At 70.0% G+C, this 17,585-nt stretch carries 16 protein-coding genes; 7 read left to right on the top strand and 9 right to left on the bottom strand.

Annotated features, from left to right (window positions below; genetic code table 11):
- Window positions 1-19: 19 nt before the first annotated feature.
- Both ACQUS8_RS04655 and ppc read right to left on the bottom strand, forming a co-directional pair.
- Window positions 20-1,441 (bottom strand): multicopper oxidase family protein, encoded by a 1,422-nt coding sequence (locus tag ACQUS8_RS04655; RefSeq protein WP_435097620.1) that lies wholly within the window; start codon window positions 1,439-1,441, stop codon window positions 20-22.
- Window positions 1,442-1,558: 117 nt separating this feature from the next.
- Window positions 1,559-4,276 carry a phosphoenolpyruvate carboxylase gene (ppc, locus tag ACQUS8_RS04650; protein WP_435097617.1) on the bottom strand — a complete coding sequence of 906 codons (2,718 nt, stop codon included), beginning with the start codon at window positions 4,274-4,276 and terminating at the stop codon, window positions 1,559-1,561.
- Window positions 4,277-4,436: 160 nt separating this feature from the next.
- On the opposite strand from ppc, the gene ACQUS8_RS04645 reads away from it, so the two are divergent.
- Both ACQUS8_RS04645 and ACQUS8_RS04640 read left to right on the top strand, forming a co-directional pair.
- Window positions 4,437-6,299 (top strand): ATP-binding protein, encoded by a 1,863-nt coding sequence (locus ACQUS8_RS04645; RefSeq protein WP_435097614.1) that lies wholly within the window; start codon window positions 4,437-4,439, stop codon window positions 6,297-6,299.
- 66 nt (window positions 6,300-6,365) lie between these two features.
- Window positions 6,366-6,977 (top strand): response regulator, encoded by a 612-nt coding sequence (locus tag ACQUS8_RS04640; RefSeq protein ID WP_435097611.1) that lies wholly within the window; start codon window positions 6,366-6,368, stop codon window positions 6,975-6,977.
- A gap of 6 nt (window positions 6,978-6,983) precedes the next feature.
- On the opposite strand, the gene ACQUS8_RS04635 is transcribed toward ACQUS8_RS04640, so the two are convergent.
- Window positions 6,984-8,759, bottom strand: a complete 1,776-nt coding sequence (locus tag ACQUS8_RS04635) for an FG-GAP repeat domain-containing protein (RefSeq protein ID WP_435097608.1) — start codon at window positions 8,757-8,759, stop codon at window positions 6,984-6,986.
- Window positions 8,760-8,853: 94 nt separating this feature from the next.
- Between ACQUS8_RS04635 and ACQUS8_RS04630 the strand changes: the two genes are divergently transcribed.
- On the top strand, window positions 8,854-9,759 hold the full coding sequence (locus ACQUS8_RS04630; protein ID WP_435097605.1) for a ketopantoate reductase family protein: 906 nt from the start codon (window positions 8,854-8,856) through the stop codon (window positions 9,757-9,759).
- A 4-nt stretch (window positions 9,760-9,763) separates the two neighbouring features.
- Here the strand turns inward: ACQUS8_RS04630 and ACQUS8_RS04625 are convergent, their stop codons facing one another.
- From ACQUS8_RS04625 to ACQUS8_RS04610, 4 genes are all read right to left on the bottom strand, one after another.
- Window positions 9,764-10,348, bottom strand: a complete 585-nt coding sequence (locus ACQUS8_RS04625; protein ID WP_435097602.1) for a DUF6663 family protein — start codon at window positions 10,346-10,348, stop codon at window positions 9,764-9,766.
- Between the two features lie 45 nt (window positions 10,349-10,393).
- Window positions 10,394-10,870 (bottom strand): metal-dependent hydrolase, encoded by a 477-nt coding sequence (locus ACQUS8_RS04620; protein WP_435097599.1) that lies wholly within the window; start codon window positions 10,868-10,870, stop codon window positions 10,394-10,396.
- A 68-nt stretch (window positions 10,871-10,938) separates the two neighbouring features.
- Window positions 10,939-12,111, bottom strand: a complete 1,173-nt coding sequence (locus ACQUS8_RS04615) for an MFS transporter (protein ID WP_435097596.1) — start codon at window positions 12,109-12,111, stop codon at window positions 10,939-10,941.
- Entirely contained in the window at window positions 12,108-12,371 is a 264-nt protein-coding gene (locus ACQUS8_RS04610) for a hypothetical protein (protein WP_435097593.1), read from the bottom strand. The genes ACQUS8_RS04615 and ACQUS8_RS04610 overlap by 4 nt, the downstream gene beginning before the upstream one ends.
- Window positions 12,372-12,491: 120 nt before the next feature.
- Between ACQUS8_RS04610 and ACQUS8_RS04605 the strand changes: the two genes are divergently transcribed.
- A complete protein-coding gene (locus ACQUS8_RS04605) occupies window positions 12,492-13,604 on the top strand; it encodes a M24 family metallopeptidase (RefSeq protein WP_435097590.1) in 1,113 nt (370 codons plus the stop codon).
- A gap of 11 nt (window positions 13,605-13,615) precedes the next feature.
- Here the strand turns inward: ACQUS8_RS04605 and ACQUS8_RS04600 are convergent, their stop codons facing one another.
- Window positions 13,616-15,013, bottom strand: coding sequence for a hypothetical protein (locus ACQUS8_RS04600; RefSeq protein ID WP_435097587.1), 1,398 nt, complete (start codon window positions 15,011-15,013; stop codon window positions 13,616-13,618).
- Window positions 15,014-15,125: 112 nt separating this feature from the next.
- On the opposite strand from ACQUS8_RS04600, the gene ACQUS8_RS04595 reads away from it, so the two are divergent.
- Genes ACQUS8_RS04595 through ACQUS8_RS04585 form a run of 3 tightly spaced genes read left to right on the top strand, consistent with a single transcriptional unit; the run spans window position 15,126 to window position 17,302 of the window.
- Window positions 15,126-15,572 carry an acyl-CoA thioesterase gene (locus ACQUS8_RS04595; RefSeq protein WP_435097584.1) on the top strand — a complete coding sequence of 149 codons (447 nt, stop codon included), beginning with the start codon at window positions 15,126-15,128 and terminating at the stop codon, window positions 15,570-15,572.
- A gap of 41 nt (window positions 15,573-15,613) precedes the next feature.
- Window positions 15,614-16,291, top strand: a complete 678-nt coding sequence (locus ACQUS8_RS04590) for a phosphoglycolate phosphatase (RefSeq protein WP_435097582.1) — start codon at window positions 15,614-15,616, stop codon at window positions 16,289-16,291.
- Window positions 16,292-17,302, top strand: coding sequence for a carbohydrate kinase family protein (locus ACQUS8_RS04585; protein ID WP_435097579.1), 1,011 nt, complete (start codon window positions 16,292-16,294; stop codon window positions 17,300-17,302).
- On the opposite strand, the gene ACQUS8_RS04580 is transcribed toward ACQUS8_RS04585, so the two are convergent.
- On the bottom strand, window positions 17,299-17,508 hold the full coding sequence (locus ACQUS8_RS04580; RefSeq protein ID WP_435097576.1) for a DUF7563 family protein: 210 nt from the start codon (window positions 17,506-17,508) through the stop codon (window positions 17,299-17,301). The two genes, ACQUS8_RS04585 and ACQUS8_RS04580, sit on opposite strands and share 4 nt — an antisense overlap.
- Window positions 17,509-17,585: the final 77 nt, after the last annotated feature.

Here is a 17,585-nt window from a genome sequence, read left to right as displayed (position 1 = left end):
ACCACCGGGTTTCCGCGTGTCAGGCGTAGCGAACGACGCGCCCGAGCCCGGACTGGAAGTGGTAGGGGTTCTGGCAGGCGAACAGCCAGTCGCCGGGGTTGTCCGCGGCGAAGTCGAGCGTGCGGGTGGTGCCGGCGGGGACGCGGACGGTGTCCTTGACGGCGTTCCCGACGCGGAAGAAGTGGCCGTGGAGGTGCATCGGGTGGTCGACGCCCGTCTCGTTCGTCACGGAGAGGCGCACGTGCTCGCCGGGCGTGACGGCCAGCGGGTCGGCGTGCGGGTAGGACTGGCCGTTCACCTGCCAGCGCCGGCCCGATTCGGTGATGTCGAGGTCGAAGGTGCGGTCGGGCCGGCCGGCGACGCCGATGCGGTCGGTGGCGTGCAGGTCGCCGTAAGCGAGCACGGACGACGGCGACCCGCTGGGTGAGTCCGGCTCGGCGTCCTGCTGCTCGCCGTGGTAGCGAATCGCGGCGCGCGCCGGCGTCGCGTCCGGGTCGCCGAGCGGCGCGGCCTCGACGAACCACGACCCCGGGTTCGTCGTGTGGAGGTCGGCGTCGTAGCGCTCGCCCGGTGCGATGTCGAGGGCGTCCACCTCCACCGGACTCACGGGCCGGCCGTCGGCGTGCGTGACGGCCATCGTGTGGCCGGCGACGCGCACGCGGAACGTCGTCGCGGACCCGGCGTTCAGGAAGCGCAGGCGGACGTGTTCGTTCTCGGGGACGTCGTAGGTGTGGTAGTCGCTCGGGAGTGTGCCGTTCGCGAGGTAGCCCGCGTACTCCGGTGGCGACGGGTCGGCGACGCCCATCGACGGCTTCGAGTCCCGATAGTCGTCGAGGACGAACACCCGGTCGTTCGCGTCGGCGCGCGAGACGGGGTTCTTCGTGACGACGAGCGCGCCGCTGAGTCCCCAGTCCTGCTGGAGGCTCGTGTGGCTGTGGTAGAGGTAGGTGCCGGCGGGTTCCGCGCGGAACTTGTAGGTGAACGTCTTGCCCTTCCCGATGGGCGCTTGCGTGACGCGCGGGACGCCGTCCATCGCGTTCGCGACGGGGAGGCCGTGCCAGTGGACCGTCGTCCCCTGCGGCAGGTGGTTGCGCACTGTCACGGCGACGACGTCCCCCTCGCGGACGCGAATCGTCGGGCCCGGGAGGCTGGACGTGTAGAGCCAGCGCTCGACGCTGCCCTGTTCCGTCGGCGTCGCCGTCTCGGGCGCGGGCATCAGGTGGACGCGCGAGTCCGGTTTTCTGGACGGTGGCTGTTTCGGCGCGTCGTCGCCGGTGTCGCTCGCGTTCAGGTCGGCGGAGCCGTGCGTGACCTGTCCACCGCGCGCCGCGTCGCCCGTCCCGCCGCCGTCGCCGCCGTCGTGCTGGTCGTAGAGCGTCGAGGCGACGGGTATCGAGCCGACGCCGGCAAGCGACTGGAGGAAGCGACGGCGGAAGACCATTGGTTCATCGGTCACGCGCGTCGCACAAAAGGGAGCGGCCTCACCCCGGGTGCCGCGCTCGCGCGACGCGGTCGACGCGCGGCGACCGGGGGACACGACACACCTCCGAGCGGTCGTCTATCCGGTGTTCTTCATGCCGGCGGCGATGCCCTTGACGCTGAGCCGGAGGGTGCGCTCGGCCTCCTCGGTACGGTGGCTCCGGCGCAGGAGGTTCACCTGGAGGAAGTTGAGCGGGTCGACGTAGGGGTTGCGGCGTTCGAGGCTCTCCTCGAGCCAGCCGCGGGAGATGAGCGAGTCCTGCTCGGTGATGTCGAGGACGACGTTCGTGGAGCGCTCGTACTCGGACTCGATGGTGGGGAAGATGCGCTCGCGCAACTCCTCGTCGGCGAGAGCGGCGTACTCTTCGGCGATCTCCATCTCGGTGCGCGCGAGCGCCATCGACGCCCGGTCGAGCATCGTCCGGAAGAACGCCCACTCATCGTACATCTCGCGGAGCGTCTCGACGTCGCCACCCGAATCGAGGTAGGCCTGGATGCCGGTGCCGAGGCCGAACCAGCCGGGGACGATACACCGACTCTGCGTCCACGAGAACACCCACGGAATCGCGCGCAGGTCCTCGACGCTCCGCTCTTCGGAGCGACTCGCGGGCCGCGAGCCCATGTTCAGTTCCTCGATGACCGTAATCGGCGTCGCCTGCTCGAAGTACTGAACGAACCCGTCAGTTCCGAGGAGGTCGACGTACGCCTCGCGGGCGGCCGTCGCCATCGTCTGCATCGCCTCCTCCCACTCGGCGTCGATGTCCGAGCCGGGGTCGTGGACGTCGCGGGAGTCCCCGCGTGACACCGCGTCGTGGCGCGCGCGGATCTGCGCGTTCAGCATCTGCTCGAGGTTCCGCCGGGCGATGTACGGGTTGCCGTAGGTTTCGGCGATGGACTCGCCCTGTTGGGTGAACTTCACTTCGCCCGTGACCGTTTCTGGCGGGAGGGCGAGCAACGCCTCGTTCATCGGACCGCCGCCACGCGAAATCGAGCCACCGCGACCGTGGAAAAGCCGCAACTCGACCCCGAGGTCATCGGTGATCGTCGCGAGCTTCCGCTGGGCTTCGTTGAGCGCCCAGTTGGCGGCGAGGAAGCCGTTCTCCTTGTTCGAGTCCGAATACCCGAGCATCACCTCCTGGACGGTGCCGCGGGCTTCGAGGGCGGCGCCGTAGGCGTCGTTGTCGAAGAGCGTCTCCATGGTCTCGCGGGCGTTCGCGAGCGCGGACTCGGTTTCGAGCAGCGGAACGACGTCGAGCCCGCAGTGCTCGGGGAGGGAGACGACGCCGCCCTGGTCGGCGAGGAAGAGCACCTCGAGCACGTGGCTCGGGCGCTCGGTCATGCTGATGCAGTAAGTGTCGATGGCTTCCTCGCCGTACTCGGCGTGCCAGTCGCCGAGCGCGTCGAAGCGCGAGAGGACGCGCGCGGCGTCGTCGCTCAGTCCCTCGGTGTCGGTCAGGTCGAGGACGGGGTCCTCCTGGAGGGTGGCTTCGGTGAGGAACTCGACGCGCTCGTCCTCGTCCATCCCCGCGTAGTCGACGCCCTCGCGCTCTAAGGCCTCCTCGAGTGCGCCCGTGTGCATCTCCTGGTGGTCACGAAGGTCGAGGCTGGCGAGGTGGAAGCGGAAGGTGCGGACCTGCCGTTCGAGCGGGTCGATGTATTCGTCGGCGATGCGGTCGGCGCCGTTCGCACGAAGGGCGTCCTCGACGACGTCGATGTCCTCGAGGAAGGCCTCGTGGTCGTCGTAGCCGCCGGGCCGGACGTCCGTGATGCGGCCGAGGCGGCGCCACATTATCAGAATCTTCTGGCGGAGCGGCTCGTCGGGATAGCGTTCGCGCGCGCCGGAGACGAGCGAGGGGACGCGCTCGGCGTCCCGGTCGAGTGACTCCTCGACGGCGGTGAGGTCCATCCGGGAGGCGTCCTGGCTGAGCACGCCCGAGATATCGTCGAGGGCCTCCCGATAGTTCTCGACGACGAGGTCGCGCTGGCGCTCGAGGGTCTTGGTCGTGACCTCGGGGGTGACGAAGGGATTGCCGTCCCGGTCGCTGCCGGCCCACGAGCGGAAGTCGAGGATTTCGGGGACTTCGGGCGGGTCCTCGTAGTGCTCCTCGAGGGCGTCCTCGAGGCGGGCGTAGACCTCGGGGACCTGGTCGAAGATGACGTTCTCGAGGTACCACTGGACGTTGCGCGCCTCGTCGAACGGCTCGGGCCGGCGGTCCCGGACCTGCTTGGTCGTCCAGAGGCTCTCGACGAGCGCCTCGAGGCGCGCGAGCTTGTTCGCGGTCTCGCGCCGGGTGAGCCGATGCTGGTCGAGTTCCTCGAGCAGGTCGGTCACCCGGACGAGCGTCGCCTTAATCGTCTTTCGGCGCGCCTCGGTCGGGTGGGCGGTGAAGGTCGGGACGACGCGGACGGCCTCGAGGACGTCCCGAACCTCCTCGGGGTCCGCGCCGTCGGCCGCAAGCCGCTCGACGGCCGCCGGCAGGCTGTCCGCGAGCGTGCCTTCGTCCTCGCCCTCCCGGAGCGAGCGGACGCGCTCGCGCTCCTCGGCGAGGTTCACTAATTCGAAATACGTCGTGAACGCGCGGGCGACCGAGGCGTTGACCACTTCGTCGTTCTCCGCGAGAATGCGGCGCAGTTCCGCGCGGTCGGACGCGTCGCCCTGCCGGTAGTCGATGGCGGCGTTTCGAGCGGCCTCGACAGCCTCGAAGGCCTCGCTCGACGCGTGCCGCTCGACTGCGTCCCCCAGTAAGTCGCCTAACTCCCGAACGTCCTGTCGGACGCTCCGTCCGTGTAACTCCATACCCCGTCATTGAGTACCACTGTAGTTAAATCCCCGGAACACCCGAGTGTTGCCACAGGAATGTAGAACGGGGAAGGATGCCGTTTCATGATGGTGAATACTGTCCTCGGGTTCACGGTGTGCCACAACCTTTTGGGCGCCAGCACGCGTGTTCGCTGACATGAGCGCCTTTCGTCGGCTCTTCGGGCGGTTCGGCCCCGCTCTTCTCGGCGTCCTCGGCGTCGGTGCCCTCGTCGTGCCACTCTACGACGTCTACGCCGACGCCGTCCTCCAGCAGGGGAAGCCGTTCTACTCGACCCTGCTCGAGAACGCCCTCCCCGGTGTCTGCGCCGCCGTCCTCGTCGGCGCGGCGTTCTGGTTCGTCTTCAGCAAGTGGGAGGACGAGTACGTCAGCACCGTCGTCTCGTGGAGCCTCACGGTGTTCGTCGCCGCCGTCGCCCTCTACGTCTGGGTGTTCGGCATCCAGCTCTTCCTCCAGCAGGACATCAAGCCCTACGTCACCGCCGCCGACACCGTCATCGCCGCCTCCGTCCTCGGCCTCATCGTCGGCGTCTACGACGCCAGACAGGAGCGCCGCGAAGCCGAGCTCGCCACCGAGCGCGACCGGCTCTCCTCGCTCTTCGACAGCACCACCGACTGCGTCGTCCGCATCGACTTCCACGAGGGCGACCCGCTCGTCGAGGACGTCAACAGCGCCTTCGAGCGGACGTTCGGCATTGAAGAGGCCGAGGCGGTCGGGCGCTCGCTCGACGACCTCATCGTCCCCGAGGACGACGCGGCGACGCGCGCACGGGACTTCAACGAGCGCGTCCGGCGCGGCGAGTCCTTCCAGGCCGAGGTCGTCCGCGAAAGCGCCGACGAGCGCCGCGAGTTCCTCATGCGCCTCATCCCGCTCGCTGACGGCGAGGAGGCCTACGCCGTCTACACCGACATCACCGAGCGCAAGCGCCTCCACAAGGAAGTCGCGGACAAGGACCGCATCGAGTACCTCCACGGCGTCGTCTCCGAACTCGCGAACGCTCAGGACACTGGGGAAGTCGCGGACGTCGCGATGGACGCCGCCGCCGAGACGCTCACGCACGACTACGGCTGCCTCGTCGCGGACGGCGACCTCGTCGAGACGCGCGGCACCGAGGGGATGCTCGACGCTGACGCCGTCGAAGCCGCGCAGGCCGGCGGGACCACCACCGTCACCCGCATCGACTCGATGAGCGTCCTCACCATCCCCGTCGACGACCGGGGGGCCATCCAACTCGGCGGCCCCGACGGTGCCTTCGACGACCGCGACCGCTCCATCGGCGACCTGCTCGGGACGCACGTCGCGGAGACGCTCGCCCGCCTCGACCAGGAGCGCGAGGCCCGCGAGGAACGCGAGCGCCTCGAGTTCATGAACCGCATCCTCCGGCACAACCTCCTCAACGGCATGAACGTCGTGCAGGCCCGCCTCGAACTGCTCGAGGGCCACGTCGACGAGGCCTACGCGGACCACCGTCGGACGGTCGCCACCCGTGTCGACGACATGATCGACCTCGTCGAGACGATGCGCTCGTTCATGAAGGCCATCGTCGAGGACGAGGAGCACGAACTCCGCACCGTCGCGCTCGACGACGTCCTCGAGTCGGAGGTCGAGAAGACCCGTTCGGCCTACGACCACGTCACCGTCGACGTCGAGGACGGCTACCCCGACGTCGCCGTGCAGGCCGACGACCTCCTCCCCGAACTCCTCGAGAACCTCCTGACGAACGCCGTCCAGCACAACGACAAGGACCACCCCGTCGTGACCGTCGTGACCGACGTCCGCGACGACGAAGTCGCCGTCATCGTCCGGGACAACGGTCCCGGCGTCCCCGACGAGGAGAAACCGCACGTCTTCGACAAGGGGATGAAGGGTCTCCAGAGCCCGGGTTCGGGGTTCGGCCTCTACCTCGTGAAGGAAATCGTCGAGAGCTACGGCGGCGACGTCGCCGTCCGGGACAACGAGCCCGAAGGCGCGATATTCGAAGTCACGCTCCCGCGGGCGTGACGTGAGGCCACAAGACTATACCATCGCGGGACCCTATCTTCTAGGCGAAGACGGATTCCCCCCACCATGTCACCTGACGCTCCGGCCCACGGCGAGCGCTCCCGCGCCGAGGCCACTGACGAGGAGGAGCGCCCGACCGTGCTCGCCGTCGACGACGACCAGGACCTCGCGGACACCTACGCGATCTGGCTCGGCGAGGAGTACGACGTACGCACGGCTTACAACGGCGAGAGCGCCATCGAGGACATCGACGAGGACGTCGACGTCGTCCTCCTCGACCGCCGGATGCCCGATATGTCGGGCGGCGACGTACTCGACCGTATCCGCGACGCCGGCTACGAGGTGCGCGTCTCGATGCTCACCGCCGTCGAACCCGACGAGGACATCGTCGACATGCCGTTCGACGAGTACCTCGTGAAGCCGGTGACCCGCGAGGACGTCCTCGACGTCGTCGAGAACCTGCTCGCGCGCTCCGAGTACAACGACGATCTGCAGGAGTACTTCGCGGTCTCGGCGAAAGTCGCGACGCTCGAGTCCGAACTCTCCAGCGACGAGCGCGAGAGCAACGCGGCCTACCAGCACCTCCAGCAGCGCAAAGCCGACCTCGAAGCGCAAGTGCAGGACTCCCTCTCCGACGTCGGGGACTTCGAGGACGCCTTCCGCGAAATCGAGAGCTAGGGAGCGTCAGGCGACGCCCGTCGCCTTGTCGGCGACGATTGCACCGCCGCTCGCGTTCTCGAACTGGTGACGGGTCGGGCTCCCGAGCACGTGGTCGGCGTACCATATCTGGCCGTTGTTCAAGTAGAGGAGTTCGAGTTGGCCGTCGCCGTCCGCGTCGTACGCCGCCACCGGCGACTTATCAACGTTCCCCGAGAGGACCTTCGTTCTGCTGTTCGCGCCGACGAGCCAGAGGTTGTTCGACCCGTCAACCATCGGGACGCGCGCGTGCCCGTCCCCGTCGACGTCGACGGGCGCGCCGACGCCGAGTCCGGTGCTCGCGCCGGCGCCCCCGTTGTCCACCTTGTGGAGCGAGCCGTCGTTTTCGAGGTAGCGCAACTGCTGGCTGTCGTCGACGTAGACGAACTCGTCAGCCCCGTCGCCGTCGATGTCCCCGACGCCGGCGACGGCGGAGACGCCGTCGTTCGTGTCCGAGAAGACTGATTCGGAGGCCGTCCCGGGCCGCACCCGGTAAACGGTGTCGCCCGACGTGTAGAAGATGGAGGGGTGGGTGTTGTTCCACGACCCGACGGCGAGGAGCGACTTCGTGGCGTCCGCGCCCGTCGTCAGTTCCATCGTCCCGCTCGCGTTCGCGATGTGGACGGCCTGCGCGCTGTCGACGTACGGGACGTCTTGGACGCTGTCGTCGGTGAAGTCGTACTTTCGCGGCCCGATGACGCTGGCGTTCGTGGGCGCGAAGCGGCTGATGCCGCCGAGGGCGTCGACCGTCGCGAGGTTCTTCGGGTCGTTGGCGAACGAGAAGACGAGTTGGCCCCGAAGCGGGACGACGCCGTAGCGCGGGCCCTGTGGCGTGGCGTTCGGTCGGACGCGGACGCGCGTCGCGTAGGTGACGTCGGGGCCGCGATAGGTGACGTTCAGGGTTGCGGCGTAGACGGCGGGGAGCGCGTACGGCGAGGGCGAGTCGGCGGTGTAGTAGTGGTCGGTGTAGTTCTCGCTCGTGTAGAGGCCCTCGGGCGTGGCGTTCGCCACGACGACGTAGCGCCCGGTGACGGCGTCGCCATTCGAGAAGCCGAGTTCCGAGACGGTGCCGGAGCCGAAGAAGTCGAGCGCCGAGCAGTGCGCGCCGTCGACGCTCGCGTTCGAGAAGTCGACGGTGGCGGGCGCGGATGCCGAGCAGGTCTGGCCAGTGCCGCTGTTGGTGACCTGGATGTTGCCGCTGGCGTCCTCCTCGACGGTGACGGAGACCGTGCTTCCGTCCGCGAACCCAGTCTCGACGGTGAGCGGTCCGGTGGTGTCGGTGACGTTCATCTTGAAGCGCCGCGCACCGTTCGCGCCGCTGAACAGCGTCCACGACTCCTTGCCGCCGCGGTCGGTGAACGAACGCGCCGTGGCCTGGTGGATGCTCGTCCCGTTCGTGACGTCGTGGACGGAGACGTTCGTCAGCGTGCCGAAGGCACCGTAGTGATGGAGTGTGAGGTTTGACCACACCTGGACGTCGCCGCGGAGGGCGTCGCGGAGGTTGCCGTGACCGGTGTAGTGGTGGGAGTTCGTCTCGGAGACGACGCCGCCGACACCCTCGACGACGATGTGCTGGTACTCCATTGCTTCGCCGCCGTCCGGCGCGGGGCGCGTCGCGAGGTTGTGCGTGAAGACGACGCTGTTGACGACGAGAGCGAGCGCGACGAACGCGACGGCGATGCCGAGGCCGGCGATGAGGAGGAGTTGTCCCCGGTCGCGGCGCTCCTCGCGCGTCGACTCGTCGGTGGGTCGCCCGCCGTGCATTCGCCCGTTCTTCTGGTGCCGAGCGGAAATAGTTTCGCTCGCGGACGGCGACCGAATGGAGTGGAACTAACCCGCGCCACCCGTATCTCGGCGTATGCGCATCGGCGTGCTCGGCGCGGGTTCGATGGGGTCGCTGTTCGCGGGCCTGCTCGCGGCGAGCGAGACGGAGACGGTGTTGTTCGGCCGGGAGAGCGCGCACGTCGCGGCCGTCGAGGACGACGGCCTCCGTCTCGTCCACCCGGACGGGGCGGCGGAGACGGTGGACGTGCCGGTGGTGACGGACCCGCTCGCCGCGCCGCCCTGCGACTACGTGCTCGTCTGCGTGAAGAGCTACGACACCGCGGACGCGCTCTCGACGTGGCGGGGCGCGCTCGTGGACGCGGCGGTCGCGACGTTCCAGAACGGCCTCGGGAACGCGGCGACGCTCGCGGAGTACGTCCCGGAGGAGCGCGTGCTCGCGGGGACGACGAGTCACGGCGCCACCCTTGAAGGCTCGGGCGTGGTCCGGCACGCGGGCCGGGGCGAGACGCGCCTCGGGAAGTACTTCGCGCTGAACGACGCGTCCGTGCGGACGCTCGCGACGACGCTGTCGCTCGCGGGCGTGGAGACGGACGTTGTGGACGACGTGCCGCGCGCACTCTGGCGGAAGGTGCTCGTGAACGTCGGCATCAACGCGGCGACGGCGCTCGCGCGCGTCGAGAACGGCGCGCTCGCCGAGACGGAGTCGGGCGAACGCCTCGTCCGGCGCGCAGTCGCGGAGGCGGCCCGGGTCGCCCGTCACGAGGGAATCGACGTCGGGGACCCGGTCGAGGAAACGCTGACCGTCGCGGCGCGCACGGCGTCGAACCGCTCCTCGATGCGGCAGGACGTCGAGGCGGGCAGGAAGACGGAGGTCGAGGCGCTCCACGGTGCGGTGGTGTCGCGCGCCGAGGACGCGGGGCTGCCGGCGCCGGTGAACCGGACGCTCGCGGACTTGGTGCGGCTCGCGGAGGGCGACTGAGCGGTCAGTCCTCGGTGGGGCGGGGACAGCCGTAGGTGTCGCGCATCGTGTCGGCGTAGGTGCCGCCCTTCTCGGCGACGAGGGCGACGAGGACGAACTGGTGGGTGGCGGGTCGGAGGACGAACACCTCGTTCGGCGCGTCGAAGCCGTCCTCGCCGTCCCGGAAGCGCTCCAGGAGCGGTTCGAGCGGCGCGGTGCCGTCCCGGAGTTCCGCGTAGACGTCGCGCTCGCCGGCCTGCTCGGCGAACGTGTAGACGGCCCCGTTCGGGTCGCCGCCGGTGTCGTAGGTGGGGCGGGCGTTCACGCCGAGCCCCTCGTGGCGGGCTTCCTCCCACGTGTCGAGGGCGACTTCGAAGAGGTTGGCGACGCCCTCGCCGTAGGCGAACAGCGTCCGGTCCTCGACGTCGACGTCGACGACGCGGGCAGTTCCGTCCTCCCACGCGAGGTCGGCGGTGAAGCGATAGCCGGGCAGGAGGCCCTCGGTGGGCGCGACGTCGACGGCTTCGCCGTCCGAGAGGTCGACGCAGCGGAGCGTGCCGTCGGGACGGCGCGAGCGCACCCGGAACGTCCCGGTCGTCGTCGGTGTCACGCGTCGGACGAGGGACCGCAGGGAGAAAAGTCGCGCGACCCGCTCTCAGGCGAGGAGGAGGTAGGCGACGGCGGTGACGAACGCGCCGGCGGCGAGGAGGCCGTAGTTCGCGAGCGTGTCGTCGGCCGTCCAGAGCGAGAGGGTGTATTTCTTCTTCGTGAACGGCCAGAGCGGCCGAATACCCGCTGGCGTGAGGACGTCGCCGGCGAGGTGGGCGAGAATTCCGAGGACGCCGACGCCGAAGCCGACGCCGGCGAGGAGGACGCGGTTCTGGCCGTCCGCGGGGAGGAGGAGGGCCGCGCCCCCGAGCGCCGCGCCGACCAGCCACGCGAACGCGAACGTGTGGGTGACGCCGCGGTGTTTCACGAACGGCACGCGCTGGTCGTAGTCGGGGACGGTCGCGAGCGCGAGCATCGCGACGCCGCCGAGGAGGGCGAGGGCGTCGTAGCCGGCGACCAGGAGGGCGGCGAACACCGGGGCGTACACGAGCAGGGAGACGCCGTAATGCCCGGGCTTGTACATGTCGGTGGGACGAAGGGGAGACGGACGGTTAAACCCCACCGCGCACCCATAGAAAATCTAACAGTTATTCAGTCCGTGAGGCGGCCGGCGACGAGTGCGCAGGCGACTCCGGCGGCGACGCAGACGGCGAGGAGGTTCCAGCCGGCGGCGTAGCCCGCGGTGTCGGCCAGCCATCCGAACGTCGGGGGGACGAGGAGGCCGCCGAGGTTGATGGTGGTCTGGCCGGCGGCAGTCGCCGCGCCGGACTCCCCGTCACCGGCGAGCGCGACGAGCGCGCCGTGATAGAGGCCGGTGACGCCGAGGAGGCTCACTCCCAGAATCGCGAAACCGACGGCGGCCCCCGGCATCGCGAGCAGCGGAATCGCGGCCATCGCGACGGCGCCGACGCCGGTCTGCCAGTTGAGCACGCGAATGGAGGCGACGGCGGCGGTGCCGCGCACCCGGTCCGCGACCCAGCCGGCGCCGATGCGGCCGACGCTCCCCGTGACCTGCGTGAGGCCGAGGACGAGGCCCGCCGTCGCCTTCGACGCCGTCGTGTCGTTCTCGAGGTAGGGGACGGCGTAGCCCGTCGTCGTGAAGATGGCGGCGCCGATGAAGAACCCGCCTGCGGCGAGCGCCATCAGCGCCCGGTTCCCCCAGAGCGCCCGAACGTCCGGGAAGCCCACGTCGCCGGTGCCGCCCGCGCCCTCGTAGACGAGGAGGAAGCCGAGCGCGACGACGCCGGCCGCGCCCGCGGCGAGGAGGAATCCGACCTGCCAGTCGAGCGCGAACGCCGCGAGGCCGGCGACGACGAACGCGGCGAGCGCGGAGCCGGCGGTGACGCCGACCTGTTTCACGCCGACGGCGAGGTTGTACGCGCCTCGCGGCGCGCGCTCGGCCACCGCGATGTTCGTCGAGGGCATCGCCGTCGCGTACGCCGACCCGAGGACGAAGACGGCGACGAGCAGTGTCGGATAGCTCGTGGCGAGCGAGACGCCGACGGCGCCGAGCGCGAGTCCGGCGAGGCCGACGACCATCGCCGGCCGGTCGCCGTAGGCGTCAACGAACGCGCCCGCGGGGAAGAGGAAGAGCGTGTACCCGAGGGTGAGCGTCGTGATGACGAGGCCGACCTGCAGGCTCGTCAGCCCGAAGTCCGTCTGGAAGGAGTCCGTCGCGGGGAACGCCGAGTAGTAGCAGAGACTCGCCACCACCTGCCAGAGCGCGACGGCGAGGACGCCGCGCCAACTCCCCTCGGAGCTCACTTCCGGGCGGCGAGGATGACGCCGACGCCGACGACGAACGCGACGACGTAGGCCGGGTGGCCGCTCGCGTAGCCGCCGAACTGGGTGGCGGCGACGGAGTACTGCCCCGCCTGCAGGTCGGCGAGCGCGCTGGTGCCGCCGCCCGCCGACATCCAGACGACGAAGTGTAGGAGGCCGACACAGCCGAGGATGCCGCCGATGAGCTCCTGCGTGCGGGAGCTCATGGCGCCGAGGAAACGAGAGCCGAGACCAGAACTCATCGCCCACTGTTCGGGTCGGCACGCGCAAAAACGTGATGGGCTGGCCTCGTCGGCACCACCTCGCCCTCCCGCGATTCCCGCGGGCGTGGTTTCTTGCCCGCGCGGGCCGACGACTCGCGTATGTCCGACTCACCGTTCGAACGACGCACGCGCGCCGCACAGGCCCGCCTCCGCGAGCGGGACGCGGCGGCGCTCGCGCTCTTTCCGAGCCCGAACACCTACTACCTCGGCGGCGTCCACGAGGAGCCCGGCGAGCGCCACTTCTTCCTGTTCGTCCCGGCGTCGGGCGACCCGGTCTTCGTCGTCCCCGAACTCTACGGCGCGCAGGTTCGGGACGCGACGTGGGTCGACGACGTGCGGACGTGGGTGGACGACGCCGACCCGCTCGCGGTCGTCGACGACGCGCTCGCCGACTGCGGCGTCGAGGACGGCACGGTACTCCTCGACCCGACGATGCACGCGCGCTTCACGCTCGACCTGCGCGACGTGCGGCCGGACTGCGAGTTCGCCCTCGCGGACGCCGTCCTCTCCGAGTTGCGCGTGCGGAAGGACGACGCCGAACTCGATGCGCTCCGGCGGGCGGGCCGCGCGGCCGACGCCGCGATGCGCGACGTCCGCGACCTCGGCGCGGACGCCGTCGGGATGACCGAGAGCGAACTCGCGCGCTACGTCGAGGAGCGCCTCGTCGCGCACGGCGGGACGGGCACGTCCTTTGAACCCATCGTCGCGTCGGGGCCGAACGCCGCGAACCCCCACCACGGCCACGGCGAGCGCGAAATCGGGGCGGGCGACCCCGTGACGCTCGACTTCGGGACGCACGTCAATCACTACCCGAGCGACCAGACGCGCACCGTCGTCTTCGCGGGCGACCCGCCCGAGGGCTACGCCGAAGCCCACGAGGCCGTCGTGGACGCCCATCACGCCGCCGTGGACGCCGTCGAACCCGGCGTCCCCGCCGAAGACGTCGACGCCGCCGCCCGCGACGTGCTGGAGGCGGCGGGCTACGGCGAGGCGTTCGTCCACCGAACCGGCCACGGCGTCGGCCTCGACGTCCACGAGGAGCCCTACATCGTCGCCGGGAACGACCGCGTGCTGGAGGAAGGAATGGTGTTCAGCGTCGAACCCGGCGTCTATCTCGAAGGTCGCTGGGGCGTTCGCGTCGAGGACCTCGTCGTTGTCACCGCGGACGGCTGTGAGCGGCTGAACGACACGCCGCGCGGGTGGCGCGTCTGAGAAAGAGAGACTTAGTCGCGCCGCGCGAGGAGCGCCGCGCCGCCGAGCGCGAGGGCGCTGGCGGCGAGGCCGAACCCGGGCGAGCCGCCGTTCGTCGCCGGCGGGGTCGTGGTTGTGGCGCTGGTCGTGCTCGTCGCCGTGCTGGTCGTGTTCGCCCCGCCCGTCGCGCCGTTCTCGGCGGGACCAGTCGTGGTGCTGGTTGCCGACCCGCCGGACGTCGCGCGCACGGTGACGGTGGCGTCGTCGCGGACGCCGGTGTCGCCCGCGACCGCCGTCACCGAGTAGTTGCCGGGGGCGACGACGCTCTCGTCGAGCTCGAGCGTGGCGTCGTGGCTCAGGTTCGACACGACGACGTGGCCGTCGCGCGTCTCGCTCGCGGGCACGAGCACGCGGAGCTGCTCGTCGCTGAGCGCGGACGACTGGAGGACGAGCGGGTAGCCGGCCCGGTTCGACGTGACACCGAGCGTGTCGCCCTGGTCGGCCGCGTCGAGGAACTGGCGGGCGACGCTGAAGTGGACGGTCCCGGAGGCATTCAGCCAGTAGTCGCCGGTATCGAGCCCGGCCGTCTCGACGGTGACGGTGCCGTTGTCGGCGGCGTACTCCCCGACGAACGCGCCGTCAGCCGTTCGCAGGGTCGCGTGGTCCGCGTCGACGTCGAATCGGAGGGTGAGCCCCTGCCAGTAGACGCTATCGTTCTCGGCGGCAACGGTCTGGTCGAGGGGCGCGTCGTCACCTGCCGAGTCGCCGCCGTCCGAGACGGACGCCGAACTCGTCGTGGTGGTCGTCGTAGTCGTCGTCTCGTCCGTCGCCTCGACCGTGAAGGTCGCGACGGCGGTCCCGTCCGCGTCCCGAAGGACGTACTCGCCGTCGAGACCGTCCGTCTCGACGGTGAGCGTGCCGTTCTGGGCGGCGAGTTCCATCACGAACTCGCCGTCGGTCGTCTCGAGGGTGTACTCGTCGCCGGCGACGTCGCGGGTGAGTGTCACGCCGGCGTCGTAGGTGCTGCCGTCCTCGAGTTTCAGCGTCTTGTCGTCCGGGCGGTCCGTGTCGTTGGTCGTCTTCGCGGGTTCCGTGGTGGTCGTCGTGGTCGGCGCGCCCTCGACGCCGAACGCGAACACCGTCGCCTCGGACGCGTTCGTCAGGACGTAGTCGCCGTTTTCGAGGTCGCCGGTGTCGACGACGACCGTGCCGTTCTCGGCGGCGAACTCCGCGACGAACGCGTCGTCGGCGGTGTAGAGGGCGTAACTGCCGTTCGTTTCGACGTCGATGGCGATGCTGGTGCCGTGCTCGTAGGTGGTTCCGTTCGTCGCCGCGACGGGGTCGGCGGCGACGGCGGGGCCCGCCAGGCAGGCGGCGGCCACCCCGACGAGCAGGACGCTCCCGAGTGCGAGTGCGTGTGGAGGGCGCATCGAGTCGGCGATTCGACAGTACTCGACATAACTGTACCGCAGGGTACAACGCCCGCTTGGCTCTTCCTGCCGCCGTCGCGGGGTTCTTTGTGGTGGCGGTGGAGTGCTCGGTATGGCGACTGTCGAGGAGACCTATATAGAGAACCGGAACCGGGTGCAGCCGAACCACGCGAACAACTACGAGACCGTCCACGGGGGCAACGTCATGAAGTGGATGGACGAGGTGGGCGCGATGAGCGCGATGCGCCACGCCGGCGAGACGTGCGTCACCGCGAGCATCGACCACATGGACTTCATGCGCCCCGTCCCGGTGGGCGACATCGTCGTCATCAAGGCGTACGTCTACGACGTCGGCCGGACGAGCGTGAAGGTCCGCCTGCAGGCGTTCGGCGAGAACCCCCGCTCGGGCGAACTGAAGCAGACCACCGAGTCCTACTTTGTCTTCGTCGCCGTCGACCAGGACGGCCATCCGACCGAAGTACCGGACCTCGACGTCGAGACCGAGCGCGACGAGAAACTGCTCGAGGCGGCGCTCGAGGGCGAGAACGGCGACGACTGAGTGACGCCGTCTTTTTGTCCGCGCACGCCCGAGTCGCGAGTATGGTACCACCGCTCGCCGTCGACATCGACGGCACGCTGACCGACGGCGACGGCGCCGTCGACCCGCGCGTCTTCGCCCCCCTGCAGGAGTGGGAGGCACCCGTCGTCGTCGCGACGGGGAAGGCCTTCCCCTATCCGGTGGCGCTCGCGCACTTCCTCCGCATCGAGCGGACGGTCATCGCCGAGAACGGCGGTATCTCGCTCGTCGGTGACGACCTCGTCGTCCACGGCGACCGGACGGGCGCGCAGGCCGTCATCGATGAGTACGAATCTCGGGGGTACGACCTCGGCTGGGGCGAGCTCGACTTGACGAACCGGTGGCGCGAGACGGAGGTCGCGGTGAGTCGCGACCGGCCGCTCGAGCCGCTTGAGGTCATCGCCGCTGAGCAGGGCCTCGAAGTCGTCGACACCGGCTACGCCTACCACGTGAAGGACCCGACGATGAGCAAGGGCCGGGCGCTCCGGAGCGTCGCGCGTCGCCTCGACTACGACGTCACCGACTTCGCGGCGGTCGGGGACTCACAGAACGACGCCCACATGTTCGAGGAGGTCGGGGTCGCCTACGCCGTGGCGAACGCCGACGACCACGCCCGCGAGGCCGCCGACTACGTCACCGAGGCGTCCTACGCGGACGGCTTCCTCGAAGCCGCCGAGGAAATCGCGGCGGCGAGCGAATAGATGGAGGACATACGCGACCGACTCGCCGACGCCGCCGACGTCTCCGTGACGTGCCTGCCGGACGGGAGCGTCGACCGGCGCTACGAGGTCGAGGACGCGTCCGGGGACGTCGAGTCCCGCGAGGATCTCGGCGAGCGCATCGCGACGGGCCACGCCAAGTCCTTCCTCGTCGACCACGAGGACACCGAGCCCGGCGGTCAGTCGGTGAACGCCGCGCGGCAGGCGCAGGCGCTCGGCGCCGACACCGCGCTCTACGGCCACCTCGACCACGCGGTGTTCGACGACCTCGAGTGTGAGACGCATTCGATGGGGCAGCCCGCGGACGTCGCCGTCTTCGAGTTCGTCGACGACGCGGTGATGTTCACCGAGGAGTCGCCGGACATCGCGGACTGGGCGCTTGCGGACCTCGAGCGGGCCGTCGACGACTTCGGCGTGCCGTTCGAGGCGGACGCGGTCGTCTGGACGAACTGGGCGTCCGTCCAGGCGGGGACGCTCGCGCTCGAGGAGCTCGCCGAGCGGGACGTCGGCGGCGGGTGGCTCGTGGTCGACCCGGGCGACGTGACACTGTGCGAGGAGCGCGCCGTCGCGCCGTTCCTCGACGCGCTCGCGGCGCTGGACGACTGGCGGGTGGCGGTGAGCGTGAACGACGAGGAGCTGGCGTTCCTCGCCGAGGCGGTGACGGAGGCGGGAGAAGGGCCGGCGGAGCAGTCGGGGCGGCTGTCGGTCCTGCACGAGCTCGCGGACCTCGAGGTGGCGGTCCTCCACGGGGAGGACGAGGCCGTCGCCGTCGATTCGTCGGGAGTGACGCGGTGTCCGAACCTCCCGGTGTCCGCGTCTCGGTACACGGGCGCGGGCGACCGGTTCAGCGCCGGGCTGGCGTACGCGCTGGCGGCCGACTGGCCGATTGTGGACGCGTTGACGCTGGGGAACGCCTGCGCGACGTTCTACGTCACGCACGCGGTCACGGGCGGACGCGAGGCGCTGGCGTCGTGGCTGGCCGAGCGACTCTAGATGAGTGCGCCGAGCTCGGTTTCGGAATCCTTCGCGGCGCGCGTGTGCCCGCACCGCCGCTCAACGCTGTTCGTACACTGCGGACACCCGTAGACTTCGTTCTCGTTGTTGCCGAAGACGCGTCGCCAGTGCGGGGAGACGCGGGCGCCACATTCCTGACAGCGGTTCTTCTCGGTCTCGACAGCGGAGGTTTCGACGGGGGTCATGGGGGGATCGCTCGTGTTGGGGGACGCGGGTCTCGTCCCGCGTTCGCATTTTTGCATACGAATTCTGGATAAATAAA

This window comes from Halarchaeum sp. P4 (genome assembly GCF_051195175.1).
GTDB lineage: Archaea > Halobacteriota > Halobacteria > Halobacteriales > Halobacteriaceae > Halarchaeum.
Note: the sequence above shows the minus strand (reverse complement) of the source record. Positions and strands in the feature narration are given on the sequence as shown.

Coding starts and splice junctions, on each gene's coding strand:
- ACQUS8_RS04655 (WP_435097620.1), bottom strand. CDS start 1,441: ATGGTCTTCCGCCGTCGCTTCCTCCAGTCGCTTGCCGGCGTCGGCTCG.
- ppc (WP_435097617.1), bottom strand. CDS start 4,276: ATGGAGTTACACGGACGGAGCGTCCGACAGGACGTTCGGGAGTTAGGC.
- ACQUS8_RS04645 (WP_435097614.1), top strand. CDS start 4,437: ATGAGCGCCTTTCGTCGGCTCTTCGGGCGGTTCGGCCCCGCTCTTCTC.
- ACQUS8_RS04640 (WP_435097611.1), top strand. CDS start 6,366: ATGTCACCTGACGCTCCGGCCCACGGCGAGCGCTCCCGCGCCGAGGCC.
- ACQUS8_RS04635 (WP_435097608.1), bottom strand. CDS start 8,759: ATGCACGGCGGGCGACCCACCGACGAGTCGACGCGCGAGGAGCGCCGC.
- ACQUS8_RS04630 (WP_435097605.1), top strand. CDS start 8,854: ATGCGCATCGGCGTGCTCGGCGCGGGTTCGATGGGGTCGCTGTTCGCG.
- ACQUS8_RS04620 (WP_435097599.1), bottom strand. CDS start 10,870: ATGTACAAGCCCGGGCATTACGGCGTCTCCCTGCTCGTGTACGCCCCG.
- ACQUS8_RS04610 (WP_435097593.1), bottom strand. CDS start 12,371: ATGAGTTCTGGTCTCGGCTCTCGTTTCCTCGGCGCCATGAGCTCCCGC.
- ACQUS8_RS04605 (WP_435097590.1), top strand. CDS start 12,492: ATGTCCGACTCACCGTTCGAACGACGCACGCGCGCCGCACAGGCCCGC.
- ACQUS8_RS04600 (WP_435097587.1), bottom strand. CDS start 15,013: ATGCGCCCTCCACACGCACTCGCACTCGGGAGCGTCCTGCTCGTCGGG.
- ACQUS8_RS04595 (WP_435097584.1), top strand. CDS start 15,126: ATGGCGACTGTCGAGGAGACCTATATAGAGAACCGGAACCGGGTGCAG.
- ACQUS8_RS04590 (WP_435097582.1), top strand. CDS start 15,614: ATGGTACCACCGCTCGCCGTCGACATCGACGGCACGCTGACCGACGGC.
- ACQUS8_RS04585 (WP_435097579.1), top strand. CDS start 16,292: ATGGAGGACATACGCGACCGACTCGCCGACGCCGCCGACGTCTCCGTG.
- ACQUS8_RS04580 (WP_435097576.1), bottom strand. CDS start 17,508: ATGACCCCCGTCGAAACCTCCGCTGTCGAGACCGAGAAGAACCGCTGT.